This is a genomic window from Pseudomonas sp. AC239, assembly GCF_979258545.1.
Genome location: NZ_OZ409864.1, coordinates 5,004,321 through 5,027,695, shown reverse-complemented (window position 1 = coordinate 5,027,695; position 23,375 = coordinate 5,004,321). Strand labels below are relative to the sequence as shown.

Annotated in this window: 5 protein-coding genes; all 5 read right to left on the bottom strand. The window is 64.5% G+C overall.

Annotated features, from left to right (window positions below; all coding sequences use genetic code 11):
* Positions 1 to 5: 5 nt before the first annotated feature.
* From ACZ0AZ_RS22850 to ACZ0AZ_RS22830, 5 genes are read right to left on the bottom strand one after another with little or no spacing between them, the layout of a single operon-like run.
* Positions 6 to 212, bottom strand: a complete 207-nt coding sequence (locus tag ACZ0AZ_RS22850) for an MbtH family protein (protein WP_039762895.1) — start codon at positions 210 to 212, stop codon at positions 6 to 8.
* Positions 205 to 888 carry a hypothetical protein gene (locus tag ACZ0AZ_RS22845; protein WP_463538203.1) on the bottom strand — a complete coding sequence of 228 codons (684 nt, stop codon included), beginning with the start codon at positions 886 to 888 and terminating at the stop codon, positions 205 to 207. The genes ACZ0AZ_RS22850 and ACZ0AZ_RS22845 overlap by 8 nt, the downstream gene beginning before the upstream one ends.
* Positions 885 to 9,980, bottom strand: a complete 9,096-nt coding sequence (locus ACZ0AZ_RS22840) for a hybrid non-ribosomal peptide synthetase/type I polyketide synthase (RefSeq protein WP_463538202.1) — start codon at positions 9,978 to 9,980, stop codon at positions 885 to 887. The genes ACZ0AZ_RS22845 and ACZ0AZ_RS22840 overlap by 4 nt, the downstream gene beginning before the upstream one ends.
* Complete coding sequence (locus ACZ0AZ_RS22835; protein WP_463570659.1) at positions 9,980 to 14,092, bottom strand: non-ribosomal peptide synthetase; 4,113 nt, start codon at positions 14,090 to 14,092, stop codon at positions 9,980 to 9,982. Before ACZ0AZ_RS22835 ends, ACZ0AZ_RS22840 begins: the two co-directional genes overlap by 1 nt.
* Positions 14,089 to 23,097, bottom strand: a complete 9,009-nt coding sequence (locus tag ACZ0AZ_RS22830) for a non-ribosomal peptide synthetase (RefSeq protein WP_463538201.1) — start codon at positions 23,095 to 23,097, stop codon at positions 14,089 to 14,091. The genes ACZ0AZ_RS22835 and ACZ0AZ_RS22830 overlap by 4 nt, the downstream gene beginning before the upstream one ends.
* Between the last annotated feature and the right edge of the window lie 278 nt (positions 23,098 to 23,375).

The following is a 23,375-nucleotide window of genomic DNA, read 5'->3' as shown; positions in this document are numbered from 1 at the left end:
CTTTTTTATTGGAACGACACCGATGATTGCTCGTGCAGCGAACGCGGGCGCATGTCGATCCAGTGTTCGTTGATGTAATCCAGGCAGACCTGGCGTTCGCCACGCATCCCCGCCTCGTTCCAGCCGCTGGCCATCGGCTTGCCCGCCGGCCACAGGGAATACTGACCCTGGGCGTTGATCACCACATCGAATTGCAGGTGTGCGTCATTCATGTCGTTCTCCTGTTGAACGGGATTGCAGCGTGGCCAGACTCCGGTCGAGCCCGGCGGCGAGATGGTTGAATACGGCATGTCGCTGTTCGTCGCTCGAAGCGCAGGCCCCGACGTAAACCCGCACGGACGCCCCGCAGACCTGAGCGCAGGTGTCTGCATCGTCGTCCGCAAAGGCCCGGGCCGACACTTCGGCGTTGGCGCTGGCATGAGCCTGGGCAAACGCGGTGGCAGCGGCCTCGGTATTGAGTTGTGCGTAATACCCGGCGAACGCCTCGGCACCGCCGAAGTGCTCGGAAATCGTGGCGCTGTTGGCCGGTGCGCGGCCGTAGGTCATCGCACTGGCGTGGGCCTTGGCGTACGCCGCGTCGTAGGCGTAGGCCTTGCGGTACAGCGCCAGCAACACCGGTTTGAGCGTGGCCCGCCACTCGCCCTGACGCCCGATCACGCCGAGCGCCGCCCGCTGATGCAGGCTTTGCAACACGAGCAGCGCCTGCTGATGTTCCGGCAAGGCTTCGCAGAGCATCGGCATGACCACGTCGGCCTGCCAGAGATGAAACAGCTGGAACGGCACCTGACCCCGCAGCTGCCTCAAGCGCAAGGCCGCGTTCGAATCGGCTTCGCACAACACCTTGGTCAAGGCCAGCCACCATCGCGGCATCGCGATCGGATCATTCATGGCGCAGGCTCATCCGTACCGATCGCCTCGGCCAGCAACCGCGCCCAGCGGCCCGCCACGATGCCGTAGTGATCGGTGTCGAGGGTTTGCCAGCTGCGCAACTGCGGCAGCAAGGCCTGCCAATTACGTTGCAGGTCGTCCGGGTTCCAGGCGTTGCCCAGCCCGTAAGGATTGGCCTGCCCGGCGATGAACAGCCGCACCGCCGTGTTCGCAAGCGCCGGCGGCTGGAAGTCGAGCATGCTGGTCATGTTGTTGCGACAGCACACCGTCAGCCGTTGCAGATACGCCTGACGTTCCTCGGCCATGCCCTGCCCTTCAACCTCCGGCCAGCGCTGCGCGAACTCGCGTTGGAACACCTGCTCGATCGTCTGTTCGTCGATGCCGGCCAGTTCCGCACCGGCATCCGGCGCGGGCGGGTCGATCAGGTATAACAACGGTTGCCTGAATCCGTCAGCCTGGGCCTGATAACACAGCGCCTGCGCCACCCATGCACCAAATGACCAGCCTGCCAGGCGCCAAGTGCTGCCGTGCGGAAGGTGGGCCTTGATCGCCGCCCGATACCGGCGTGCACGTTCGTCCACGCTGATGTTCGGCAACTGCGGCACACGCAGCGCCGGGTCGGCGATCACGCACACGCCCAACTCCGCCGGCAATGCCGACACCAGTTCTCGATAGGCCTGAACATCGCCGCCCACCGGGTGGATCAGGTACAGCCAATCGCGGCCGGCACCGGCATGCCATTGATCAATCCGCACCGCGTCGTGCCAGTCGTGCGGTGCAGCGAGGGGCGCCTCTTCAACCGTGGCGGTCGACACCATCCCGAGCACTTCGCTCAGGCTGACCTTGTGGCTGAATTGCGACAGCTGGAATACCTCACCAGTGGCCGCTTGCAGTTCGTCGATCAGGTCGAGCAGCGTCAGCGAATCCGCGCCCAGGTCGTACAGTGAATCGTCGTCCTCCAGCTCGGCCACACCGAGCCACTTGCACAAACACTCACGCAGGCGCGTCGACAGATCCATGCCCTTCGGTGCCTCGACCACTGCGGCCACGGCACCATGGCGAACCGGATAGAACCGCCGCGCCGTGTCGATGCCGGTGGTGGAGATCAGTAGCTGCGGCAACTGCGTCGCCATTGCCAGATCGAATACCCGACAGCCCTCTTCGGCGGACAGACCAACCGTCAGATGCTCCAGGTGCGCGGTGTCTGCGCTGTTGCTGGTGGTGGCCATGCCGATGTCGCGCCAGATGTCCCAGTTGATCTCCAGGCGCAGGCACGCGTCGGTCGCGTTCGGGCGATAGTGGGTGAAGCCGTCGAGCACCCCGCTGGCCGCTGCGTAGTCCAGATGCCCCGCGCCGCCAAACAGCGCTGACATCGACGAGCAGTACAGGACAAAATCCGGCGTCAGGTGCTCGATCAAGGCCTCGACCGCGAGCATGCCGCGGGTCTTGGCGGCCATGGCCTCGGCCATTTGCCGAGCATCGCGGTGACGAATCAGGGTGCCTGCACCGACGCCCGCTGCATGAATCACCCCGCTCACACGACCGTAACGAACGGCCAGTTGATCGAGTACCTGCGGCCAGCGCGGCAGGTCAGCGATGTCTGCTTTGATGCAGTCGATCCGCAAAGCGTAAGCCGCCAGAGACGCCGGCAATTGCCCCTGACGCGAGAGCAGCACCACCCGGCGTGCAGGTGCCTGCAGCAGGTGTTCGCACAAGGTCCGGCCGATCCCGCCGCTGCCGCCCAGTACCAGGAATGTACCGTCTTCCGGCAGAAGCCCTGATGTCGTTGCTGGGCCGGTCAATGGCTGAGGCATTAGACGTGGCTGCCAGAGATAACCATCGCGCACCGCCATTCGCCGAGGCAATGAGACCGGATCGACACACAACGCTGCCAACTCGCCCGCGTGCGCTCCGAGGCGTGAAGACGGCCAGTCCAGCCAATGGCAACGCACCGGGTATTCCTGCGGCACCACTTCAGTGATGCCGGCCAGCGCTGCCAGTTCGGGCCGTTGAACCTCGCCGTCCACCGGGCATGCCTGCCACGACATCAACCACAACCGCAGACGGGTCGTGCGCGGGGTTTGCCCCCAGGCCTGCATCAGCGCACTGACCGTGTCCAGACAGGCCCACTGCGCCAGATCCAGCGATTGCTCGTTGACTGCACCTGACACCGCCAGTGGCAAGGCATGCAGCCAGTCGAGCTCGCCGAGTGCAGGTCCTGCGACCTCAGCGAGCAAACGGCTCAGGGCCTCAGTGTCCAGCGGATCAAGCTCGAAACTGTCTGTGCTCAGGCGTTTGAAACCGTTGCCGGTGCGCACTTGAATCACGCGTCGATACACGGCGTTGAGGCTGGCCAGCAATGTCGATTCGGGCGCGTCATGGCTGCACAGAATCAGCACCTCACGGGATTCGGCCGTCGCTGTCGCGCTCAGGCGCCGGGTGCGCACCCACTGTCGCTGGTGGAACCAGTCCGCCAGCGGTTGTCGCTCAAGGGTTGGCGCATCAGGTTGAACCGCTACAGGTGGCTGGAAACGATACGGCTGAAGATCGAATGTCGACGGCGGCAAATCCCAGGGCGGCGGTGCCGAGCGTTGTGGCCACTGGATGTTCGCGCCTTCGTACCAAGCTTCCAGCAGCTCCTGCGGCGATTGATCACCGGCGATCAACGACGCGCCCGAGGCCGCGATTTCCTTGATCGCTGTCGGCTGCAAGGGAATGTCGTCACCCGGCCGGCACACTCTCGCGAAGCGCCAGCGCAACTGCCGGCGACCTGACTGCAAGTGCCGTAGCAACGCGGTCTGCTGTTCCGGGTTCGCGTGCAGGTATTCGCGAATCGCCGCGATATCGCGCAGCAACTCCGCCCGGCTGTGCGCTGAAATCATCAGCAGCGGCAACGTTTCCTCAACAGTTTCCTGCGCCGTAGGTGCAACACCAACGATGACGTGCGCGTTGGTCCCGCCGATTCCGAAACTGCTGACACCGGCCAGTCGCCGCCGCCCTTGCGGCCATGGCCGGGACGTGGTCGGCACATAGAACGGCGAATGCTCAAGATCGATCTGCGGGTTGATCTGGCCAAAACCCAGGTTCGGTGGCAGTACGCCATGGAACACCGCGAGGCTGGCGCGAATCAGCCCGACCACGCCCGCCGCCGCACCCAGATGACCGATCTGGCTTTTCACCGAGGCCAGCGCGCATTGACCGGCCGGCGCATCGCCGAACGCCTTGGTTAACGCCGCGACCTCGATCGGATCGCCGAGCAAGGTGCCGGTGCCGTGGGCCTCTACGTAGCCGATGTCAGCGCCGGTTAACCCGGCACGGCTCAAGGCATCGCGGATGACCGCGCTCTGCCCCGCCACCGACGGCGCGGTGTAACTCATCTTGGCCCGGCCATCGTTGTTCAACGCCGATCCCTCGACCAGCGCGTAAATCCGGTCGCCATCGGCCCGCGCCTTGGCCAGCGGTTTGAGCACCACTACGCCGTAGCCGCTGGCGCCAAGGGTGCCGCTGGCGTCGTCGCTGAACGGACGACACAAACCGTCGGCGGAGAAAATGTGCTGCGAGCGGTGCCGGTAGCCCTCGGTCAGCGTCGGGTCGATCAGCACTCCGGCCGCGAGCATCACGTCGCTGTCGCCCTGACGCAGCATCGAACTGGCCAGGTGCACGGCGATCAGCGAGCTGCCGCAAGCAGCCTGCACGCTCAGGGCCGGGCCGTTCAGGTCCAGGTGATACGCGGCTTTGGTCGCCAGAAAATCCTTGTCGTGATGCAGCGCCAGCTGGAAGCCGTCGGGCAAATCGTCGTCTGCGGTTTCACGCAGCATTTGCTGGAAGTAAGTGGTTTCGCCGCAACTGGCGATCAGGCCGATGCGCGGGCCATTCGCCGACGGGACGATGGCCGCGTGTTGCAGGGCCTGAACGCACGCCATCAGCAGATGCCGCTGTTGCGGGTCCATCAGGCGCGCTTCCTGGCGGCTGATGCCGAAGTACTCAGCATCGAAATCGAGCATGCCCGCGAGTTGACTGCGGGCGCCGACCAGCCCCTCGTCAGCGGCAAAGTGCTCAATGCCCAGCCGATTGCCTTGCACCATTGCCCAGAACTCGGACAGGTTCTGCGCCCCGGCCACATTGACCGACATGCCGATGATCGCCATCGGCTGATGGCCTGCATCGGTCTGCCGTCCACGCTCGGCCACGTCCACCGGCGCGGTCGACAGATGCGCCGCCAGACGTCGCACCGTGACGTATTCGAACAGGTCGGCCATTGTCACCTTGTGCGGCAGCTCTTCGGCGTAACGGCCATGCAAACGCATCAAGCCGAGGCTGGTGGCGCCGGCCTCGAAGAAGGTCTGCTCCGGTTCGATGTCCCGTCCGATCACGGCCTGGAACAACTCGCTGAGTTGCCGTTCCAGCGCGGTCAATTGAACAACCGGTGTTGGCGTGCTGCGCCGCTCCAGGGCCTCGCCAACATTCGGCAAGGCCTTGCGGTCGATCTTGCCGCTCGGCGTGCGTGGCCAGAGGTCGATCCGCCGGTATTCATCGATTCGCACATGGGCCGGCAGCAGTTGCGCGACCTGACGATCCAGCTCACCGGATGTCGCAGGTTCGCCCTCGAGCTGCAGCCAGGCGATCAGCCGTGGCGGATCGGCCTGCACCGCCACCACCGCGTTGACCACTTCCGGCACCTGCATCAGCGCCGACTCGATCTGACCCAGTTCCAAACGATGGCCGCTGAGTTTGATCTGCTGATCGTCACGTCCCAGATAATGCAGGCAGCCGTGGGCATCGGCCCACGCCAGATCGCCGGTGCGGTAGTACAAACGGCCGTCTGCCAGCTCGACAAACCGCGCAGCGTTCAACACTGGATCAGCCAGGTAGCACCGGGCAACCATTGGTCCGGCCACCAGCAGGTAGCCATGGCAGCCGGTGGGCACCGGGCGGTCATGCTCATCGACCAGCAACAGCCGCGCATTGCCAACGGCATGGCCGATCGGCGCGCGCAACGACCAGTTCCGCGCCACGGACGGCAGGCGCAAGGCGCTGACCACGTGAGTTTCGGTCGGGCCGTAATGGTTGAACAGCGAGGCGTGCGGCATGCCGCCGAACCAGTTGCGCAGCGCATCGGTGCACAGCAGTTGCTCGCCGGCCGTGATCACCTCGCGCAACGCCGTAGGGTAAATGCCCCGGGCCACGGCGGTTTGCGCCAGATGCTGCAAGGCCACGTACGGTAGAAACAGGCGCTCGATCCGCGCCTCGACCATGTACTCCAGCAATGCCTCGGCGTCCTGACGCCAGCGCGGCGTGATCAGGTGATAGCACCCGCCGCCGCACAGGGTGCTGAAAATCTCCTGAAACGACACATCGAACGACAGCATCGAGAACTGCAGGGTTACCGCTTTCGCCGGCAACTGGCCTTCGGTGCGCTGCCATTGCAGCAGGTTGCACAGGGTGCGCTCCGACACTTGCACACCTTTGGGCGTGCCGGTCGATCCTGAGGTGAACAGCGTGTACAGCGGCCGTTCGCCGGCGTGGCGTCGACGTTCGAACGTTGCGGCATTGGCGCTCAGATCGACCCGATGGGTGGCGAATCGGCCGGCGTTCAGGTCATCTAGCGCTGACTTCGTCATATCGCTGAACAGCACGCAATGCGGTTGCGCCTGTTCCAGCACCTGGCGCTGGATCGCCACCGGATAGGCAGGATCCAGCGGCACCGCCGTCAGATTGAGTTTGGCCAGGGCCAGCAAGGCGACGATGTGTTCCACCGAGGCATCGAGGAACAGCACGACATGCAACGGCGCGTTCCCGACGGGCAACGGATGGCACTCGATCAGGTTTGCCGTCAGCGCATCGGCCAGCGCATTCAGTTCGCTGTAGGTAAGGCGCCGCTGGCCTTGAGCCAGCGCAACCGCCTCCGGCGTGCAATGCACTTGATGCTCGAACCCGTCCGCCAGTGTGTTGAACGGCAGCGCAGTCCGAGGGCCCTCACTAGCCGGGGGCAAACCACGTCGATACGGACCGAGCAAATCGTTGAGGTTGGCCGCCGGGGTTTCCAACAACAGGTCCAGGCCTCGGCGAAACAGCGCATTCACTGCGCGCATCTGTTCGCCATCAAAGTAGCTGCACTGATATTCCCACCAGCATTCCAGTTGCGACCCGCTGCCCACCATCAACAGCGTCAGCGGGCACTTGGCGTGCAAGTGCTCGTTAAATTGCAGCGTCGCGTGCAGGTTAGAATCGGCCAGCGCTGCGTAATCGGTGTTCTCCAGCACGAACATGAAATCGAACAGTAACGGGCTCGAGGACAGCCGCAGGTCTTCCACCAGATCCGCCAGCGCCACGTCCTGCAACGCCAGCACCTCGCGCACCGTGGCGGTCTGCTTGCGCAACTGTTCATCCAGGGTCGATGCCTGCTCGACGGCGGTCGGAATCAGCACGGTGTTGGCAAACATGCCGACCGTGTCTTCGAACTCCGCCAATGGCCGGTTGGACACCGGACTGGCGATCCGTGGCCGTTCGCACCCGGTCAGGGCGTACAGGCTCCAGGCGAAGACGCTGAACAGCACTTCGAACCGGGTCAGCCGTTGTTGGGTGCAAAAGCGTTCCAGGGCCGCGCTGCGCAGGGTGCCCAAAGGCTCCCGGTGCAACCGGGCGTCCGGGCTGATTTCGCGCATTGGCATCAATGCAGGCGGCGGTTCTTCCTGACGGCGATGCAACTCGGCGAGGGCGCGGCGCTGGTCACGATAATGCGGATCAACGTTCCACTGGCGCTGCCACTGGCCAAACTCCAGCGTCGTCAAACGGGCCGCGGGTTGCAGGCTGTCGCGGCCTTGCAGGACATCGCTGTAAAGCTGCGCCAGGTCATCGAACAGCAGGTTCACAGACCAACCATCGACGATGATGTGATGCAGGTTCAGCAACAGCCGGCAGCTGCCATCGGCGAACGGCAACAGCCAAGCCTGAAACAGCTTCGGGGTGGTCAGGTCGAACGGCGCGGCGAACACCAGGTCGGCGAAGGCCTGCCAGTTGTCCTCGGTGAACTGCCCGAGCGCAAAGATGCGACAGGTCGAGCCCTGCTCGGCGATAACCTGGTCCAGTCCATCGACATCCGCCACGAATGCCGTGCGCAACCCCGGATGACGCTGCACCAGACGCCCCAAAGCCTCGGCCAATGCCGCGACTTCGACACCTGGCGCCAGATTCAGAATCAGCGGCACGCTGTAGGCGGTCGAGGTCGGCGAGCGTTGTTGCAACAGCCACAGGCGGCGCTGTTCGGCGGTGGCCGGTAAGCGTTTTGCGCGACTGATCGCAGGCGCGGGTGGGTAGATCGACGCGCCGTTCGTTTCACCGCTCAGCTGTACGGCCAATGACGAGAAAGGCTCGTTGAGCAACGTATCGATCGCGATTTCGCGCTGCCAGCGGACACGGATCGCCGAACGCAGACGCATCGCCTTGAGCGAGTCGCCGCCACAGCCCAGCCAATCGTCCTGCGCACTCAGAGCGGGTTGGCTGAGCAGCGAACGGGCCTGACTCAGCAGCCAATCCAGCGCCGGTGATGCGTTTTGGTTATCCGTAGTCGTCAGGACTGGGTGCCACGGACTCGAACCTTGGGCCAGCAAGCTATCACGATCGATCTTGCCGTTGGCCGTCAACGGCAGGCGCTCCAGCAGGAACAGCTGGTTAGGCCGCATGTAAGGCGGCAGTTGTGCCCGCAGATGGTTTTCGAAAGCGTGATAGTCCAGAGCCCGGCGAGGCACGATGAACGCCAGCAACTGATGATCTTCCGCCGCCTGCCGCCGGGTGCAGACATACACCTGCGCCACACCCGGATGCTCCAGGATCCGTTGCTCCACCTCCCCCGGCTCGATCCGGAAACCCCGGATCTTCACCTGCCGGTCGACCCGCCCCAGGTACTCGATCAAGCCTTCGGCATTGCGCCGCACCAGATCGCCGGTGCGGTAATGCACCTGCGCGCCACCGTCGAGGTCGGGTAAACGGACGAACTGGCGGGCGGTTTCCTCGGGCCGGTTGCGGTAGCCACGGGCGACACCGCTGCCACTCAAATACAGCTCGCCGACCTCGCCTGCCGACACCGGGCGTTGCTGCTCATCCAACACCTGCACGCCGGTATCCGGCAACGGCCGGCCAATGGGCGCCGAGTCACCGGCAAAATCGCGGCTGATCGGCCAGCACAGGGCAAACGTGGTGCATTCGGTGGGGCCGTAGACGTTGAAGATCCGGCAGCGGCTCTCAGGATTGGCCCGGTACCACCCGCGCACGGCGGCAGCGCTGATCTGCTCACCGCCGATCAGCACCTGACGCATGCTGGAAAAGCACGACGGCCACTGGGCAATCATCGTGTTGAACAGCGACACGGTCATGAACAGGTTGTCGACCTGCGTGCGCTCCAGCACCTCGGCCAGTCGACGCGCATCCAGCACGTCCTCGTCAGCGATCAGGACGCAGCAACCGCCGTTGAGCAGCGGCGCCCACAGTTCGAAACTGCACGCATCGAATGCCGGGTTGGACAGGCAGGCAAACCGGTCCGTCGGGCGAATCTCGATGTAGCCGTCGGTGGACGCCAGCCGCAGCAAGCCGCGCTCGCCAACCTCAACCGCTTTCGGCGTGCCGGTGGTGCCCGAGGTGTAGAACAGGAACATTACCTCGGCGAAATCGTCGGCCAGTGTTTGCGGCGCAGCGTCCGGCTGATCGAGCAAGGCCTCGACGCTGGTCTGCCACAGTGAAGGCGACCACACCGATTCTTCATTCAGGGTAATCAGGCCGACACACGCCGCATCCGCCAGCATCAGTTCCCGGCGTTGGCGCGGGCTGGCCCGGTCCAGCGGCACCACTACCGCGCCAACTTTCAACGCGCCGATAATCGCCGCCAACCACTGCCAGCATCGCGGCGTACACAGCGCCAGCGACTGGCCGGGCTCGACGCCGCGCGCCAGCAACCCTCGGGCGATGCGTTCGCTGGCGCTGGCCAGTTGGGCGTAAGTCAGCCTGACCGATTGATCGATTACCGCCGGGGCTTGCGGATTGCGCGCCACTTGCTCGGCAAATCGCGCGAGCAACGGCCTGTCATTGGACGCACTCATTATTTCGCCTCCTGCGCGTCGAAGCGTTGCAGCTCCCGACGGATGATTTGCGAGACCCGGTGGATTTCCGCGCTTTCGAGCATGTCCCAGTGCCCGCCGCTGACCAATTTCGCCAGATAGCCGCTGCCCGCGCGGCGACGCCAGAAGCCGCGCAGTTCATGCAACTGATGGCGGCTGAAATCTTCCCGCGCCTGGATCAGCACCACACGACCGGCGCGCGGCGCGCACTCATAAGCAGCCATGGCCAGCCGGTTGTGGTTGTAGATGTTGAAATAGCGCTCGACCTGGGCGTCTTCGATGCCGGGGTACATGCCGTTGAAGCGCACCAGTTTGTCGCGAAACTCAGCCATGTCCACGGTGCTGATCTGCTCGCGGAAACAGGGGTCGTCGCTACCCTGGGTGTCAAGCAGCACCACCGTCACCTGACGCCGCCCCGCCGCTGTCAACCGTCGCGCCATTTCATAGGCTACGAGGCCGCCGAACGACAACCCGGTGAGGATCAGCGGTTGCTGTGTCAGCGGCTCAATCTGGCGCAAGTAGGCCTCGGCCATCGCTTCGACCGTCGGCTCGGTGCTCTCCCCCGGATTCAGCCCCGGCGATTGCACGCCGTAGACGCCGGTTGTATCCGGCAGCACCTTGGCCAGCGATAGGTAGCAGAACGCCGTGCCGCCCGCCGGGTGAATGCACACCACGTTGTGCTGGCCGCTGCCGCGTCGGAATTCGATCAGGTTGCTCAGGGCCAGCGCCGGGTTGGCCCCGACCCGCAGCCAGCCGCCCAGCGCTTCGATGGTCGGGTAGCTGAGCACCACGCGCACCGGCACTTCGACCGCGAACTGCTGGCTGATTTCATGGGCCATTTTGATTGCGGCGATGGAGGTGCCGCCGACATTGAAAAAGTTGTCGCGGATGCCGATCTGCGGCGCCAGCAACAGGCTTTTCCAGATCTGGTACAACGCCAGTTCGATGTGATCGCGCGGGCTGCTCAGGTTGACTTGGCGGTTGGTCATCTCTTCATCCGCCAACGCTGTCAGCGCGGTTCGGTCGACCTTGCCGTTGGCGGTCAGTGGCAGCGCGTCGAGCCACAGGTAGCTGCCGGGGATCACCGCTCTGGGCAGTGTCGTCGCCAGATGGGCGTGCACCGCTGCTTCGTCCACGGTCTCGGTCACCACGCAACAGGCCACCAGCCGCTGATCCTGCGCTGCTTCGCCGACCATCAGCACCACGGCGCTGCGAATGCCGGGAAACGCTTCGAGCCCGGCCTCGATCTCGCCCAGTTCCAGACGCACGCCGCGCAACTTGACCTGAAAGTCGTTGCGACCGAGAAATTCCAGTTGACCGTCCGGGCGATAACGCGCCAGATCGCCGCTGCGATAGAGCCGATCGCCTGTCACAAACGGATTGTCGATAAAGCGCTCGGCACTGAGCTGCTTCAGTCCCAGATAGCCGCGAGCCACGCCCACGCCGCCAATGTGCAGATGCCCGGTCACGCCCACCGGCACCGGCTGGTCGCGGTCATCAAGCACGTAAAAACGGTTATTGGAAATCGGCCGGCCGATCGGCAGCTGCCGGGCCGGCACCTCGGCGCCAGGTTCCAGGGTCCAGATGCTGTTGATCACCGTGGTTTCGGTCGGGCCGTAGACGTTGTGCAACCGCGCGTGGGGCAGGCGCTCCTGAAAGCGCCGGGCCAGAGCCGGTGGCAGTTCACCGCCGCCGCTGAACACGTCAGTCAGCGACGTACACTGGCTGACCTCGTCGACCTCCAGAAACAGCTGTAGCATCGCCGGCACGAACACCAGCGCCCTGACCTTCCGTTCGCGCACCTCGCGCGCCAGATACGCTGGTTCGTAATGCCCGCCGGGCCGCGCGATCACCAGCCGCCCGCCAGTTGCCAGCGGCCAGAACGTCTCCCACGCCGAGGCATCGAAACCGAACGGAATCTTGTGCAGCATCGCCCCCGCTTCGCCGCAGACCTGCAAACACCACAGCAGCAGGTTGCTCAGGCCACGGTGGGCGACCATCGCCCCCTTGGGCAAACCGGTGGTGCCCGAGGTGTAGATCACGTAGGCGAGGTGGTCAGGGGTGACGCCGACATGGCGCGGATCAAGATTGTCCGCCGGCAATGACGCCCAGCTCGCGGCATCTTTTTCGAGGTCGAGAATCGGCGCTTCCCAAGTCGAGCCTTGCACGGCTTGGCGCAGGATACCGTGCGCCGAGCCGAGGGTCAGCAGCACCGCCGGTGTGCTGTCACCGAGCATATGGCTCAGGCGCCCCAGCGGATAGTCCGGATCCAGCGGCACGTAGGCGCCGCCGGCCTTGAGCACTGCCAGCAACGCGACCGGCAACTCCAGCGAGCGCTCGATGCACACCGCCACGCGCACATCCGGGCCGACGCCCAAGTTGCGCAAGTGCCGCGCCAGGCGGTTGGCCCGGGCATTGAGTTCGGCGTAGTCAAGCGACTCATCCTCGAACACAACTGCGCAGGCCTGAGGGTTGCTCGCCGCCTGCGATTCGACCAGTTGATGCACGCAGGGCGCCGCTTGCGTCAGTGGCGCGGCGCGGTTGAAGTCCACCAGCATCTGCTGACGCTCCGCCTCGTTCATCAACGGCAACGCATTGATCGGTTGCTTGGCGTCGGCGGCGATCTGCTCGAGCAGGTGGCGGTAGTGCCCGCTCAGGCGTTCGATGGTCGCAACGTCGTAGAGGTCGGTGTTGTATTCCACCAGCAAGTCCAGTCGCCCTGCCCGCTCGACCCATTCGAATGCCAGATCGAACTTGGCCGTGGCACTGCTGGTGCCGTACGGCGCCAGTTCCAGAGCGGGCATCTGCACCGCGTTGCCCGGGGTGTTCTGCAGCACCAGCATCACCTGGAACAATGGTGAGTGACCGGGATCGCGCGGCGGGTTGACGGCCTCGACCACGCGGTCGAACGGCACGTCCTGATGGGCGTGGACGTCGAACATCCGCCCCCGCACCTCACGCAGCAGTTCAGCGAAGGTCTGCTGCGGATTCAGGCGCTGACGCAGCACCAGCGTATTGACGAAGTGACCGATCAGCGGCTCGATTTCCGGGCGATTGCGATTGGCGAACGGCGTGCCGATGCACAGATCCTGCTGACCGCTGTGGCGCCACAGCAGCACCGCCAATGCGCCCAGCAACACGTTGAACAGCGTGCCCTGGGTCTGCCGGGCCAGCGCGGTGAGTTCACGCAAGGTGCCGCCATCGACGGACGTACTGAACGTGGACCCGACAAAGCGCTGCACCAGCGGCCGCGGCCGGTCGGCGGGCAAGGTCGAGAGCAGCGGCGCGTCGTCCAGGGTGCGGCGCCAGTAATCGAGCTGCGCGTCCAGCGCCGCACCACCCACCCGCTGTTGCTGCCAGCACGCGTAGTCGGCGTATTGCACCGGCAACGGCGCAAGCGTCGAGGTTTCGCCACGCAGATAATCGCCGTACAGCGTGGCGACTTCATGCAGGATCACACCCATCGACCAGCCGTCGGCGATGATGTGATGCACGCTGTACAGCCACAGGTATTCATCGTCGGCCACGTGCAGTAACGACGCCCGCAGCAAAGGGCCTGCGGCCAGATCGAACGGCGCCCGGGCATCCTGTTCGACGGCGATTCGCACTTGCTGCTCGCGCTCGTCGGCAGGCAATTGGCGCAGATCCGTCACCGACAACGACAGCGGCATCGACGAATGCACCACCTGACGCGGTTCACCGTCCACGCTGCAAAACGTCGTGCGCAGGACTTCGTGGCGGGCCACCAGTTGGTTGAGCGCCCGCTCCAGCTGCGCGACGTCCAACTGTCCTTTCAGCGTTACCGCCGTCGGCACGTTGTAGAACGGGTTGCCGGGTTCCAGTTGATCAAGAAACCACAGTTGCCGTTGCGAAAACGACAATGGCCAGGCCCCGTGCGCACTTGCTCGACGGGGAATTACCGCGTCGTCTTGCCCGCCGAGCAAGGCGATCAGTTCCTGTTTGTGACGCTTGAGCGCCTGGGTCAGTTCTTCGGTGAGAAAACCGCGCGGCGCCTTGCAGCGCAGCCTGTCACCGTCAACCTCGAGCACCACGCCATGGCGAGCGAACAACGCCAGCAATTGATCGGCATTCATACTTCGAATTCCTCCATGTCTTCATCGTCCAGGCTGGCGGTCACAGGCTCGATGGCAAACGCCTCGACTGGCGCGCGGTGTCGTTCATCGGCCGTGCGCAGGCCGCCGATCATCGAGTAGATCAATTCATGGCTCGGCCCGAGGTCGAACAGCGTGGTCAGTTGCTGTTCTTCGACCGAGCCGATGCCGCACAGGCCCAGGCCCTGCTCGACGGCGGTCATGCTCAGCAACTGGGCCATGGCGCCGCTTTCGATGTGGCAGAAGTCGCGGCTGCGCTCGCCGTACAACGGACGAATCGCCGCCATGTCGGCGATGAAGAACAGCGAGAACGCGGCGTTCTCGTAGACCGGACGGTTGACGAAATAGTCATAGGTGTCCGGGTCGAGCGCTCCGCTCTGGAGCGCCAGCAGACGATGCTGGCGGGGATCGTAGTAATACGCGCCGCCGGGCACGCCGAGCACGCGATCCGGCTTGACGTAGAGGTACGCCTGAATCGGGTACAGCCCGCCCGCCGACGGGAACTGGTATTTCACCTCGCCATCGAGTTGCCCTTGGGCCAACGCCGCCAGTACGTGCGCGAAGGCCCGGGTGGCGATCGGTTGCCGATCGTATTGACGCACCGAGCGGTAATTGCTCAACCGTCGGGCGAAGACCGGGTCTTGCGGCAGGTCCAGCGCCAGCGCCGGCAGGGTCTGAGCGAAGTCGCGGCGTCCACGCTGTTCGGCCTTGAACTTCGCCCGCTGCTGGGGATCTTCGATGATGTCCTGTACGAGATCCGAGGCCTGCTGCACCTTGCCGAGCACATCCTGTCGCGCCCGGTTCTGGCGGTACATGCCAAGCAGATGCAGCAACGTCGGTTGGGCCAGCAGTTGCGCCACGTGCGGGCGGAACTGCAAGGCGCCGGACAAGGCGTTGCTGATCCTGACGATATCGATCGACGTTGCGCCGAGGTTCAGCAGATTGGCGTTGGCGGCAATGGAACCGCGCTTGAGCACGTCCTGCACGATCGCCACCAGCCGTTGCTCCTGCGGGCCATCGACTTCGATCGCCGGTCCTTGCTCCTCGATCTGCTCCGGTTCCGGCAGGCGTTTCTTGTCGACTTTGCCGTTGGACGACAACGGCCACGCCTCAACAAAGGTGAACGACGGCGGAATCATGTAGGCCGGCAGTTTGTCGCTCAAGTACGCGCTCAAATCGTTGGCCTGCAACGCCGGATCGGCCTTGAGCACATAACCCGCCAGACGCTTCTCGCCCAGCGCGCTGCCCAGAATCCGCACCACCGCGCTCTGCACGCCGGGATGGCGATTGAGCGCGGCTTCGATTTCGCCCAGCTCGATGCGATAACCCTGAACCTTGACCTGATTGTCTTCGCGGCCGAGGAATTCGATGTTGCCGTCCGGCAGCAAGCGCCCCAGGTCGCCGGTGCGATACAGGCGCTCGCCGGTCAGTGGATGATCAACGAAACTGCCGGCGCTGAGCTTGTCATCGCGCCAGTAACCTTTCGCCAGACCGATACCGCCGATGTACAGCTGCCCCGCGACCCAGGTCGGGCGCACCTGCAGCGTTTCATCCAGCACGTAGAAACGCTGATGATCGAGAGCCTTGCCGTAGGGAATGCTGCGCCACGCCGGGTCGACATGCTGCACCGGGTAGCAGATCGACCAGATCGACGCTTCGGTGGCACCGCCCAGGCTGATCAACTGCAAATCCGCCCGCAAGGCCCAGGCCCGCTCGGGCAGAGTCAATGGAATCCAGTCACCGGACAGCATCGCCACCCGCAGGCTGGCGGGCAACGCGCCGCCCTCGCCCTCGACGTACTCGACCAGCATGCCGAGCAGCGCCGGGACCGAGTTCCACACGCTGACCTGGTGACGTTCGATCAACGCCAGCCAGTGCGCCGGATCCAGTGACAGTTGCGGTTCCAGGATGACCACCGCCGCGCCCACGGCGAGGGAGCCGAAGAAGTCATAGACCGACAGGTCGAAGCTCAGCGACGAGATCGCCAATACGCGGTCGTTCGGGCCGACGGCAAAGCGTCGGTTGATGTCGAGCAAGGTATTGACCGCACCGCGATGATCGATCATCACGCCTTTGGGCTGGCCGGTGGAGCCCGAGGTATAGATCACGTAAGCCAGGTCGCTTTCGTTCACCTGTACCGGTTGCAGTGGCTGTACATCGTATGAGACTTCATCGGTCACCGCGATGGCCGTGACTTGCACCGGCCATTCGATTTTGTCGAGCAGCGCGGGTTGGGTCAGGGCCAGACTCGCCTCGGCCCGCTCCAGAATATGGCGCAGCCGTTCCGCCGGCTGAGTCGGCTCGATGGGCAGATAAGCGCCGCCGGCATACAGAATCGCCAGGGTCGCGACCACTTGCTCCCAACCACGCTCCATCACCACCGCGACCAAGCGGTTCGGCAGCACGCCTTGCGCTTGCAGACGGGCGCCGAGTTGCCGCGCCTCGTTGCGTAGCTGGGCGTACGTCAGCTGTCGCTCACCGATCACCGCCAGTGCATCCGGTGTGGCGAGGGCCTGACGTTCGAACAAGTCGTGCATCAACGGCAGCGTGTGCTGGTTGTCGACCGGTGCCGGCAAGCGTGCCTGCGGCAACAATTGCGGCGTGTTTGCGCCCCAGGCTGCCGGCTCGCACAGGCTGTCGAGCAGCGTGTTATAGGCGACGAACATCTGCTCGATCATCCCTTGCGGGAACAGTTCGTCGATGCTGTCCCAGTTGAACAGCAGGCGTCCTTCCAGCTCCAGCAACGTGTGGTCGAGCCACACCTGCGGTGTCTGGGTGATGCTGTGCATGTGCCTGGCATTCAACGCGTCGGCGAGATTGAACTCGGCCAGTTCCGGCGCCGCTTCCGACAGAGTGCTGTTGAACACGATCGGCATCGCCGTCTGCTGCACGCCCCGGGCCTGGGACAATTCGCGCAGTACTCGCACACCGCTGACCACCGAATGGTCGATATCGCGCCACAGTTGCGCCTGCACCGCGCGGGCCTTATCGGTGAAACTCTGCGAGCCGTCGATGCCGACTTCCAGCAGCACCAGCGAGGTGAAGTCGCCGATGATTTCGTCTACATCGGGATGAAGCGGCATGCGGTTGAACAGCGGCAGGCTCAGGGTGAAACGCGGCGTGCGGCTCCAGAGTGCCAGCACTTCGCTGAACGCGGTCAGCAGCATCACCGACGGCGTCACGGCAAACTGTTTAGCCACGGCTTTGAGCTGCGTCCACTGCGCCGCCGACATGTCGCGGTCGCGGCGGGTGAAGTGCGGGTTGGCGATGCTTTCCGGCTGGCGCACCAACGGCAGGTCCGGCGCCGGGGCCAGAGTGGTCACCCGCTCACGCCAGTAGCCCAGCGCCTGCTCGTAGCGGCGGCCATCGCGCAGCTGTTGTTCGGCCAGCACATAGTCGCGGAAAGTCAGGCCCGGTTCCGCCAGTTCCAGCGTCGGATCGACATAGAACGCCATGAGTTCGCGGGCGAGAATCTGCGTGCTCGCCGCGTCGACGATCAGCGCGTCGAGGCTGATATGCAAATGGGTGATGCCGTCGTCGAGCAACGACAGGCTGAACTCGAACAGCGGCCAGCAACTGGCGTCCAGTACCTGGTGGGACTGGCGTTCGCGGGTCGCCTCAAGGGTGCGTTGCGCTACATCAGCGGGCAACCCGCGCAGGTCGCTGCGCGGCATATGATAGGTCGGCACCTGCCCCAGTACCTGTTGCGTGCCGTTGCTGAGGAACACCACGCGCAGCATGTCGTGGCGCTGGATCATGCGGTTCAGCGCACGCTCGAAACGCTCGGCGTCGAATTCGCGAATGCGCAATTCTTCGTAGCCGTGGGCACTGACGCCGCCCAGACTGACCGTGGCCTCGCGACCGAACCAGTAGGCTTGCTGGATATCGGTAAGAGGGAACGGTTCATGTCGATTGCCGCGATCCGGCTCGAGCTGGATGAATGCCGGTTCAACGCTTTGCTCTTCACGCGACACCTGCGCCGCCAGATCCAGCAACACCGGGGTCTGGAACAGGCTGCTCAGGGACAGTTGCGCGCCCATGCGCTGGTTGATCGCGTAGATCATCCGCGTCGCCAGCAGCGAGTGGCCGCCGAGGTCGAAGAAGTTGTCGTGGATGCCGACCCTTTCGCACTTGAGCACTTCGGCCCAGATCCCGGCCATCTGACGCTCAATGTCATTGCGCGGCGCCTCGTAAGTCGCCCCGGCACTGCGTTCCGGCGCTGGCAGCGCCTGGCGGTCGAGCTTGCCGTTGCGGGTCAGCGGCAATTGCGACAGGCGAACCCAGGCACTCGGGATCATGTGTTCGGGCAACTGGCGTTGCAGTTCGGCGCGCAGGCATTCAGGGCGCGCGGTGCCGACCACATAGGCCACCAGACGCTTGTCCCCGGCCACGTCCTCACGCAGCAACACGGCGGCTTCCTGTACGCCGGGTTGTTGATGCAACAGGCTGTCGATCTCGCCGAGCTCGATGCGGAAACCGCGCAATTTCACCTGCTGGTCGATGCGTCCCAGGTATTGCACGTTGCCGTCGGCCTGGAACTTCGCGAGGTCGCCGCTGCGGTACATCCGCCCGCCCGGCTCGGCACTGAACGGGTCCGGCAGGAAGCGTTCGGCGGTCAGGTCCGGGCGGTTCAGATAGCCACGGGCCAGGCAAGCGCCAGCGATGTACAACTCGCCTGCCACGCCGATCGGCACGGGATTCAGATATTCGTCCAGCACGTACAGCCGCGCATTGGCGATGGGGCGGCCAATGGGCGGCGCGTCCGGCCAGGATTCGGCCGCGTCGCAATCGAGGCTGAATTGGCTGACCACATGGGTTTCGGTCGGCCCGTACTGGTTGTGCAACTGCGCGCCGCCGAGTCCGCGGACAAAGCCACGCAGCTCGTCATTGATTTGCAGGGCTTCACCGGCGGTGATGATCTCGCAGCCGCCGGCCGGCATCGGTGCATCGGCCTCGGTCAGGCCGGCGAGTTGCTGCAACACGGCGAACGGCAGGAACGCCCGCTGTACGCCTTCGGCCACCAGGGTCGGGCGTAGCACGGCGAGGTCCTTGCGACTGTCTTCGGTCATCAGCAACAAGCTGCCGCCCTGGCACAGCGTGCTGCAGATTTCCTGGAACGAGACGTCGAAATTCAGCGAGGCGAATTGCAGCACCCGCTGCGGCGCCCTGGCCTGATCGAGTTGCCAGGTGATCAGGTTGTCCAGCGCACGACGGCTGTGGGCCACGCCTTTGGGGCGTCCGGTGGAGCCGGAGGTGTAAAGCACGTAGCCGAGGTGTTCCGGGCTCACCGTGACCTGCGGGTCATCCGTCGGGTGTTGCGCCCAATGCGATGCGTCAGTGTCCAGGCAGCAGATTTTCGCCTCGTTAGCCGGTAGCCCGGCCATGAGGCTCGATTGCGTCAGCAGCAAGGTAGGCGCCGCATCACTGAACATGAACGCCAGACGTTCGCTCGGGTAAGCCGGATCGAATGGCACATACGCCGCACCGGCCTTGAGGATCGCCAGCAGGCCGATAACCATTTGCGGCGAACGCTCCAGGCACAGGCCGACGCGATGCTCGGGGCCGACGCCTTGTTCGATCAGGTAACGCGCGAGGCGGTTGGCGGCGCGATTCAGTTCGCCGTAGCTCAGTTGCTCACGGTCGGCGAGCAACGCCACGGCGTCGGGTGTTTGCCGGGCGAGGCTTTCGAAACGCGCCACGCAACCGGGTAGCGCCGCGGTTTCCCAGGCGGTGCGGTTCCAGTCATGAACAATCTGCTGGTGTTGCTCGGCGCTCAGCAGCTTGATCCCCGCCAGCGACTGCTCGCTATTCTCGAACATCTGCGTCAGTACCCGACGCAGGTACTCGCCGAACTGCTCGACGGTGCCGCGCTCGAACAGGCCCGAAGCATATTCCAGACCGCCGACGATCCGCCCGTCACGCTCACTGAGGGCCAGTTGCAGGTCGAACTTGGCCACGTGATGGCTGCTCTCGACCGGGGTCACCTCAAGCCCGGTCAGCAGCAGATCGGAATCCTGATCCTGTTCCCAGGCAAACAGCACCTGGAACAGCGGACTGTGGGCCAGACTGCGCGGCGGGTTGAGCAATTCCACCACTTGCTCGAACGGCAGGTCCTGATGCTCCTGAGCCTCCAGTGCCACTCGCCGCGCCTGTTGCAGCCATTGCGCCACCGACGGCGTACCCGATTGAGTCATCCGCAGAGCCAACGTATTGACGAAGAAACCGATCAGCCCTTCCAGTTCCTGTTGCGGACGGTTGGCCGACGGCACGCCGATCACCACGTCGCTTTGCCCCGACAGGCGCGACAACAACAGCGAAAAACCGGCCAGCAGAGTCATGAACAGCGTCGTGCCTTGCTGCATGCCCAGGGCTTTCAATCGCGCGGTCAAAGCTTCGTCGAAGACCAATGGAACAAAGCCGCCGAGGTAATCCTGCACGGGCGGGCGCTTGTGATCGGTCGGCAGCGCCAGCAGCACCGGTGCGCCGCTGAGGGTTTCACGCCAGTAGCGGCTTTGCTGCTCCAGAACGTCACCGGACAGCCACTGTTTTTGCCACACGGCGTAATCCACGTACTGCACCGGCAATGGCGGCAGCGGATCGTCGCGATCCTGCAACGCCGCTGCGTACAGTTGGCCGAGCTCGCGGGTGAGCACGCCCATCGACCAGCCGTCCGAGATGATGTGGTGCTGGGTCAGCAACAGCACATGGTCATCCGCCGCCAGCCGCACCAGGCTGACCCTCATCAGCGGGCCGCGGCTCAGATCGAACGGTACGGCCCCCTCCTCGTCGATCAAGCGGCTCAGGCGTTTTTGCGCATCGTTCCCCTGCACGTCAATCACCGTCAGCCGGATACTGCGCGCAGGCGGCGAAACCCATTGTCGCCCTTCCCCTTCAACGGCAATGAACGTCGTGCGTAGCGCCGCATGGCGCGCCACCAGTTGATTGAAGCTGCGTTCGAGTGCTGCCACGTCCAGCGAACCGCGCAAACGCAGGTTCAACGGCATGTGATAGGCGGCGTTGCCACCCTCCATTTGCGCCAAAAACCACAGGCGCTGCTGAGCAGACGACAACGTTTGCGCGCCCGAGCGTTCAAGGGTTGTGATGGCTGGGCGAGCCGCCGCCTGACTGGCGTGCAGCCGTTCGGCGAACTCAGCCAGAACCGGCGCGGCAAACAGCGTCGAGGGTGCCACTTCCAGCCCCAGCGCATGACGAACCTGCGCCAGCACGCGCATCACCAGCAGCGAGTGACCGCCGAGGGCGAAGAACTGATCCTGACGCCCGACCTGCTCGACGCCGAGCACGTCGGCCCAGATTGCGGCGAGCGCTGTTTCCAGCGGGCCTTGTGGTGCCTGATACTCCTGCTGCTCGAACGCCTCGATGTCCGGCACCGGCAGGTTTGGTCGATCGACCTTGCCGTTGGCGGTCAGCGGCAACGCATCGAGACGCACGAAGGCGGTTGGCACCATGTAGTCCGGCAGACTGGTTTGCAGCTGTTCACGCAGCGCGCGCGGGCTCAGCGCTGAGTCTGGTTTTTCGCAGTAGTAGGCCACCAGACGCGGTTCACCGGGCCTGTCCTGACGCAGCAACACCACGCTTTCCCGCACGCCCGGAATGTCCGCGAGCCGGGTTTCGATTTCCCCCAGCTCCAGACGCAGCCCGCGCAATTTGGCCTGGGAATCGTTGCGGCCGAGGAATTCCAATTGGCCGTCGGCCCGGTAACGCGCCAGATCTCCGGTGCGATACAGACGCTCGCCCGCCACGAACGGGCTGTCGATGAAACGCTCAGCGGTCAGTTGCGGCAGGTTCAGATAACCGCGCGCCACGCCGACGCCACCGATGTACAGTTCACCGGCTGCCCCCTCGGCAACCGCTGTACCGTCAGCGTCGAGCAGGTAAATCCGGGTATTGGGCAGTGCCCGGCCGACGGGCAACACCGCGTCGATCTGGCTGCCTTCGGTGAATTCAAAACAGGTGCTGTCGATGCTCGCCTCGGTGACGCCATAGGCCTGGACGATCTGCACCTGCTCACCGCACAGCCTGCGTAATTGCCGGGCGCTGTGGGCGGTCCAGATGTCGGAGCCGCAGACCACGGTGCGCAGGAACGACAGGTCGTGGCCGGTCTCTTCGACCCACGCCAACAGTGGATTGAGCAGCGCCGGCACGAAGTCGGCAAAGCCGATGCGCGCGTCACGTATCAAGCGATACAGGGCCGGCGGGTCCATCAGGGTGTCCCGTGGACACAGCACCAGCGTGCCGCCAAAACCCAGCGCACGGATCAGGTCGGCGCTGAACACGTCGAAGGAAAAACCGGCCATCTGCAGGTGGTTGATCGGCTCGCCCAACTCATAGAGTTGCGCCCAGTCACCACTCACCGCAACCAGCCCGCGATGCTCGACCATCACGCCTTTCGGGGTGCCGGTGGAGCCGGAGGTGTAGATCACGTAAGCCAGGTGACGGGGTGTCAGGCCGATCGCGTGAGGATCAGGGTTGTCAGCCGCAAGCGCAGCCCAATCGCGGGCGTCGGCCAGATCCAGCAGAGTGGGGGTGGTCGCCGACTGTTCGAGCGCCGCCCGCAAAACAACGCGCGCCTGTCCATGGGTCAGCACCACCGGCGGTGCGCTGTCGGCCAGCATGTGCGCCAGCCGCGCCTGCGGATAAGACGGGTCCAGCGGCACATAGGCGCCGCCGGCCTTGAGCACCGCGAGTACGCCGACCAGCATTTCCAACGAGCGCTCCAGGCACAGTCCGACTCGCACGTCCGGCCCGACCCCGAGCTTGCGAAGGTGATGGGCCAACCGGTTGGCGCGGGTGTTCAGTTCACGATAACTGAGCGTCTCCTGCTGCCAGCGTGCGGCGATGGCATCAGGGTTGCGCTGCACCTGCGCCTCAAACAGACCGTGCACGCACAGGTCTGCATCGAACGGTTTCAAGGAGCAAACGTCGGGCTGCGTTGGATTCGTCCCACGCAAGGAAGTGTTATCGAGCATCGGAGAGTACCGTCCATGACTACTTTATTGTTGTGATCAGGCCGGGACAGAACATGCCCCGCCGGTCAGGCCCCGGCATCAGATGCCGGCACGGTCATTCGAATTCAGGAGGATGGGACGGCGCGCGCGCGCAGACTCACGTTGAACGCGGGCACACGCAGAGATTCGGGGGGAGACAGGCTGGAGAAGAACGCCGCCGCGCGGTCGGCGCAGGCAACTGGAAAGTGGGTCGAATCATTGGCGACAGACGTCGCCCCATTCAATACATCGACGATTGC

Excerpts from the sequence above, each read along its gene's own strand:
- ACZ0AZ_RS22840 (WP_463538202.1), bottom strand. The coding sequence starts at position 9,980 with ATGAGTGCGTCCAATGACAGGCCGTTGCTCGCGCGATTTGCCGAGCAA.
- ACZ0AZ_RS22850 (WP_039762895.1), bottom strand. The coding sequence starts at position 212 with ATGAATGACGCACACCTGCAATTCGATGTGGTGATCAACGCCCAGGGT.
- ACZ0AZ_RS22835 (WP_463570659.1), bottom strand. The coding sequence starts at position 14,092 with ATGAATGCCGATCAATTGCTGGCGTTGTTCGCTCGCCATGGCGTGGTG.
- ACZ0AZ_RS22845 (WP_463538203.1), bottom strand. The coding sequence starts at position 888 with ATGAATGATCCGATCGCGATGCCGCGATGGTGGCTGGCCTTGACCAAG.
- ACZ0AZ_RS22830 (WP_463538201.1), bottom strand. The coding sequence starts at position 23,097 with ATGCTCGATAACACTTCCTTGCGTGGGACGAATCCAACGCAGCCCGAC.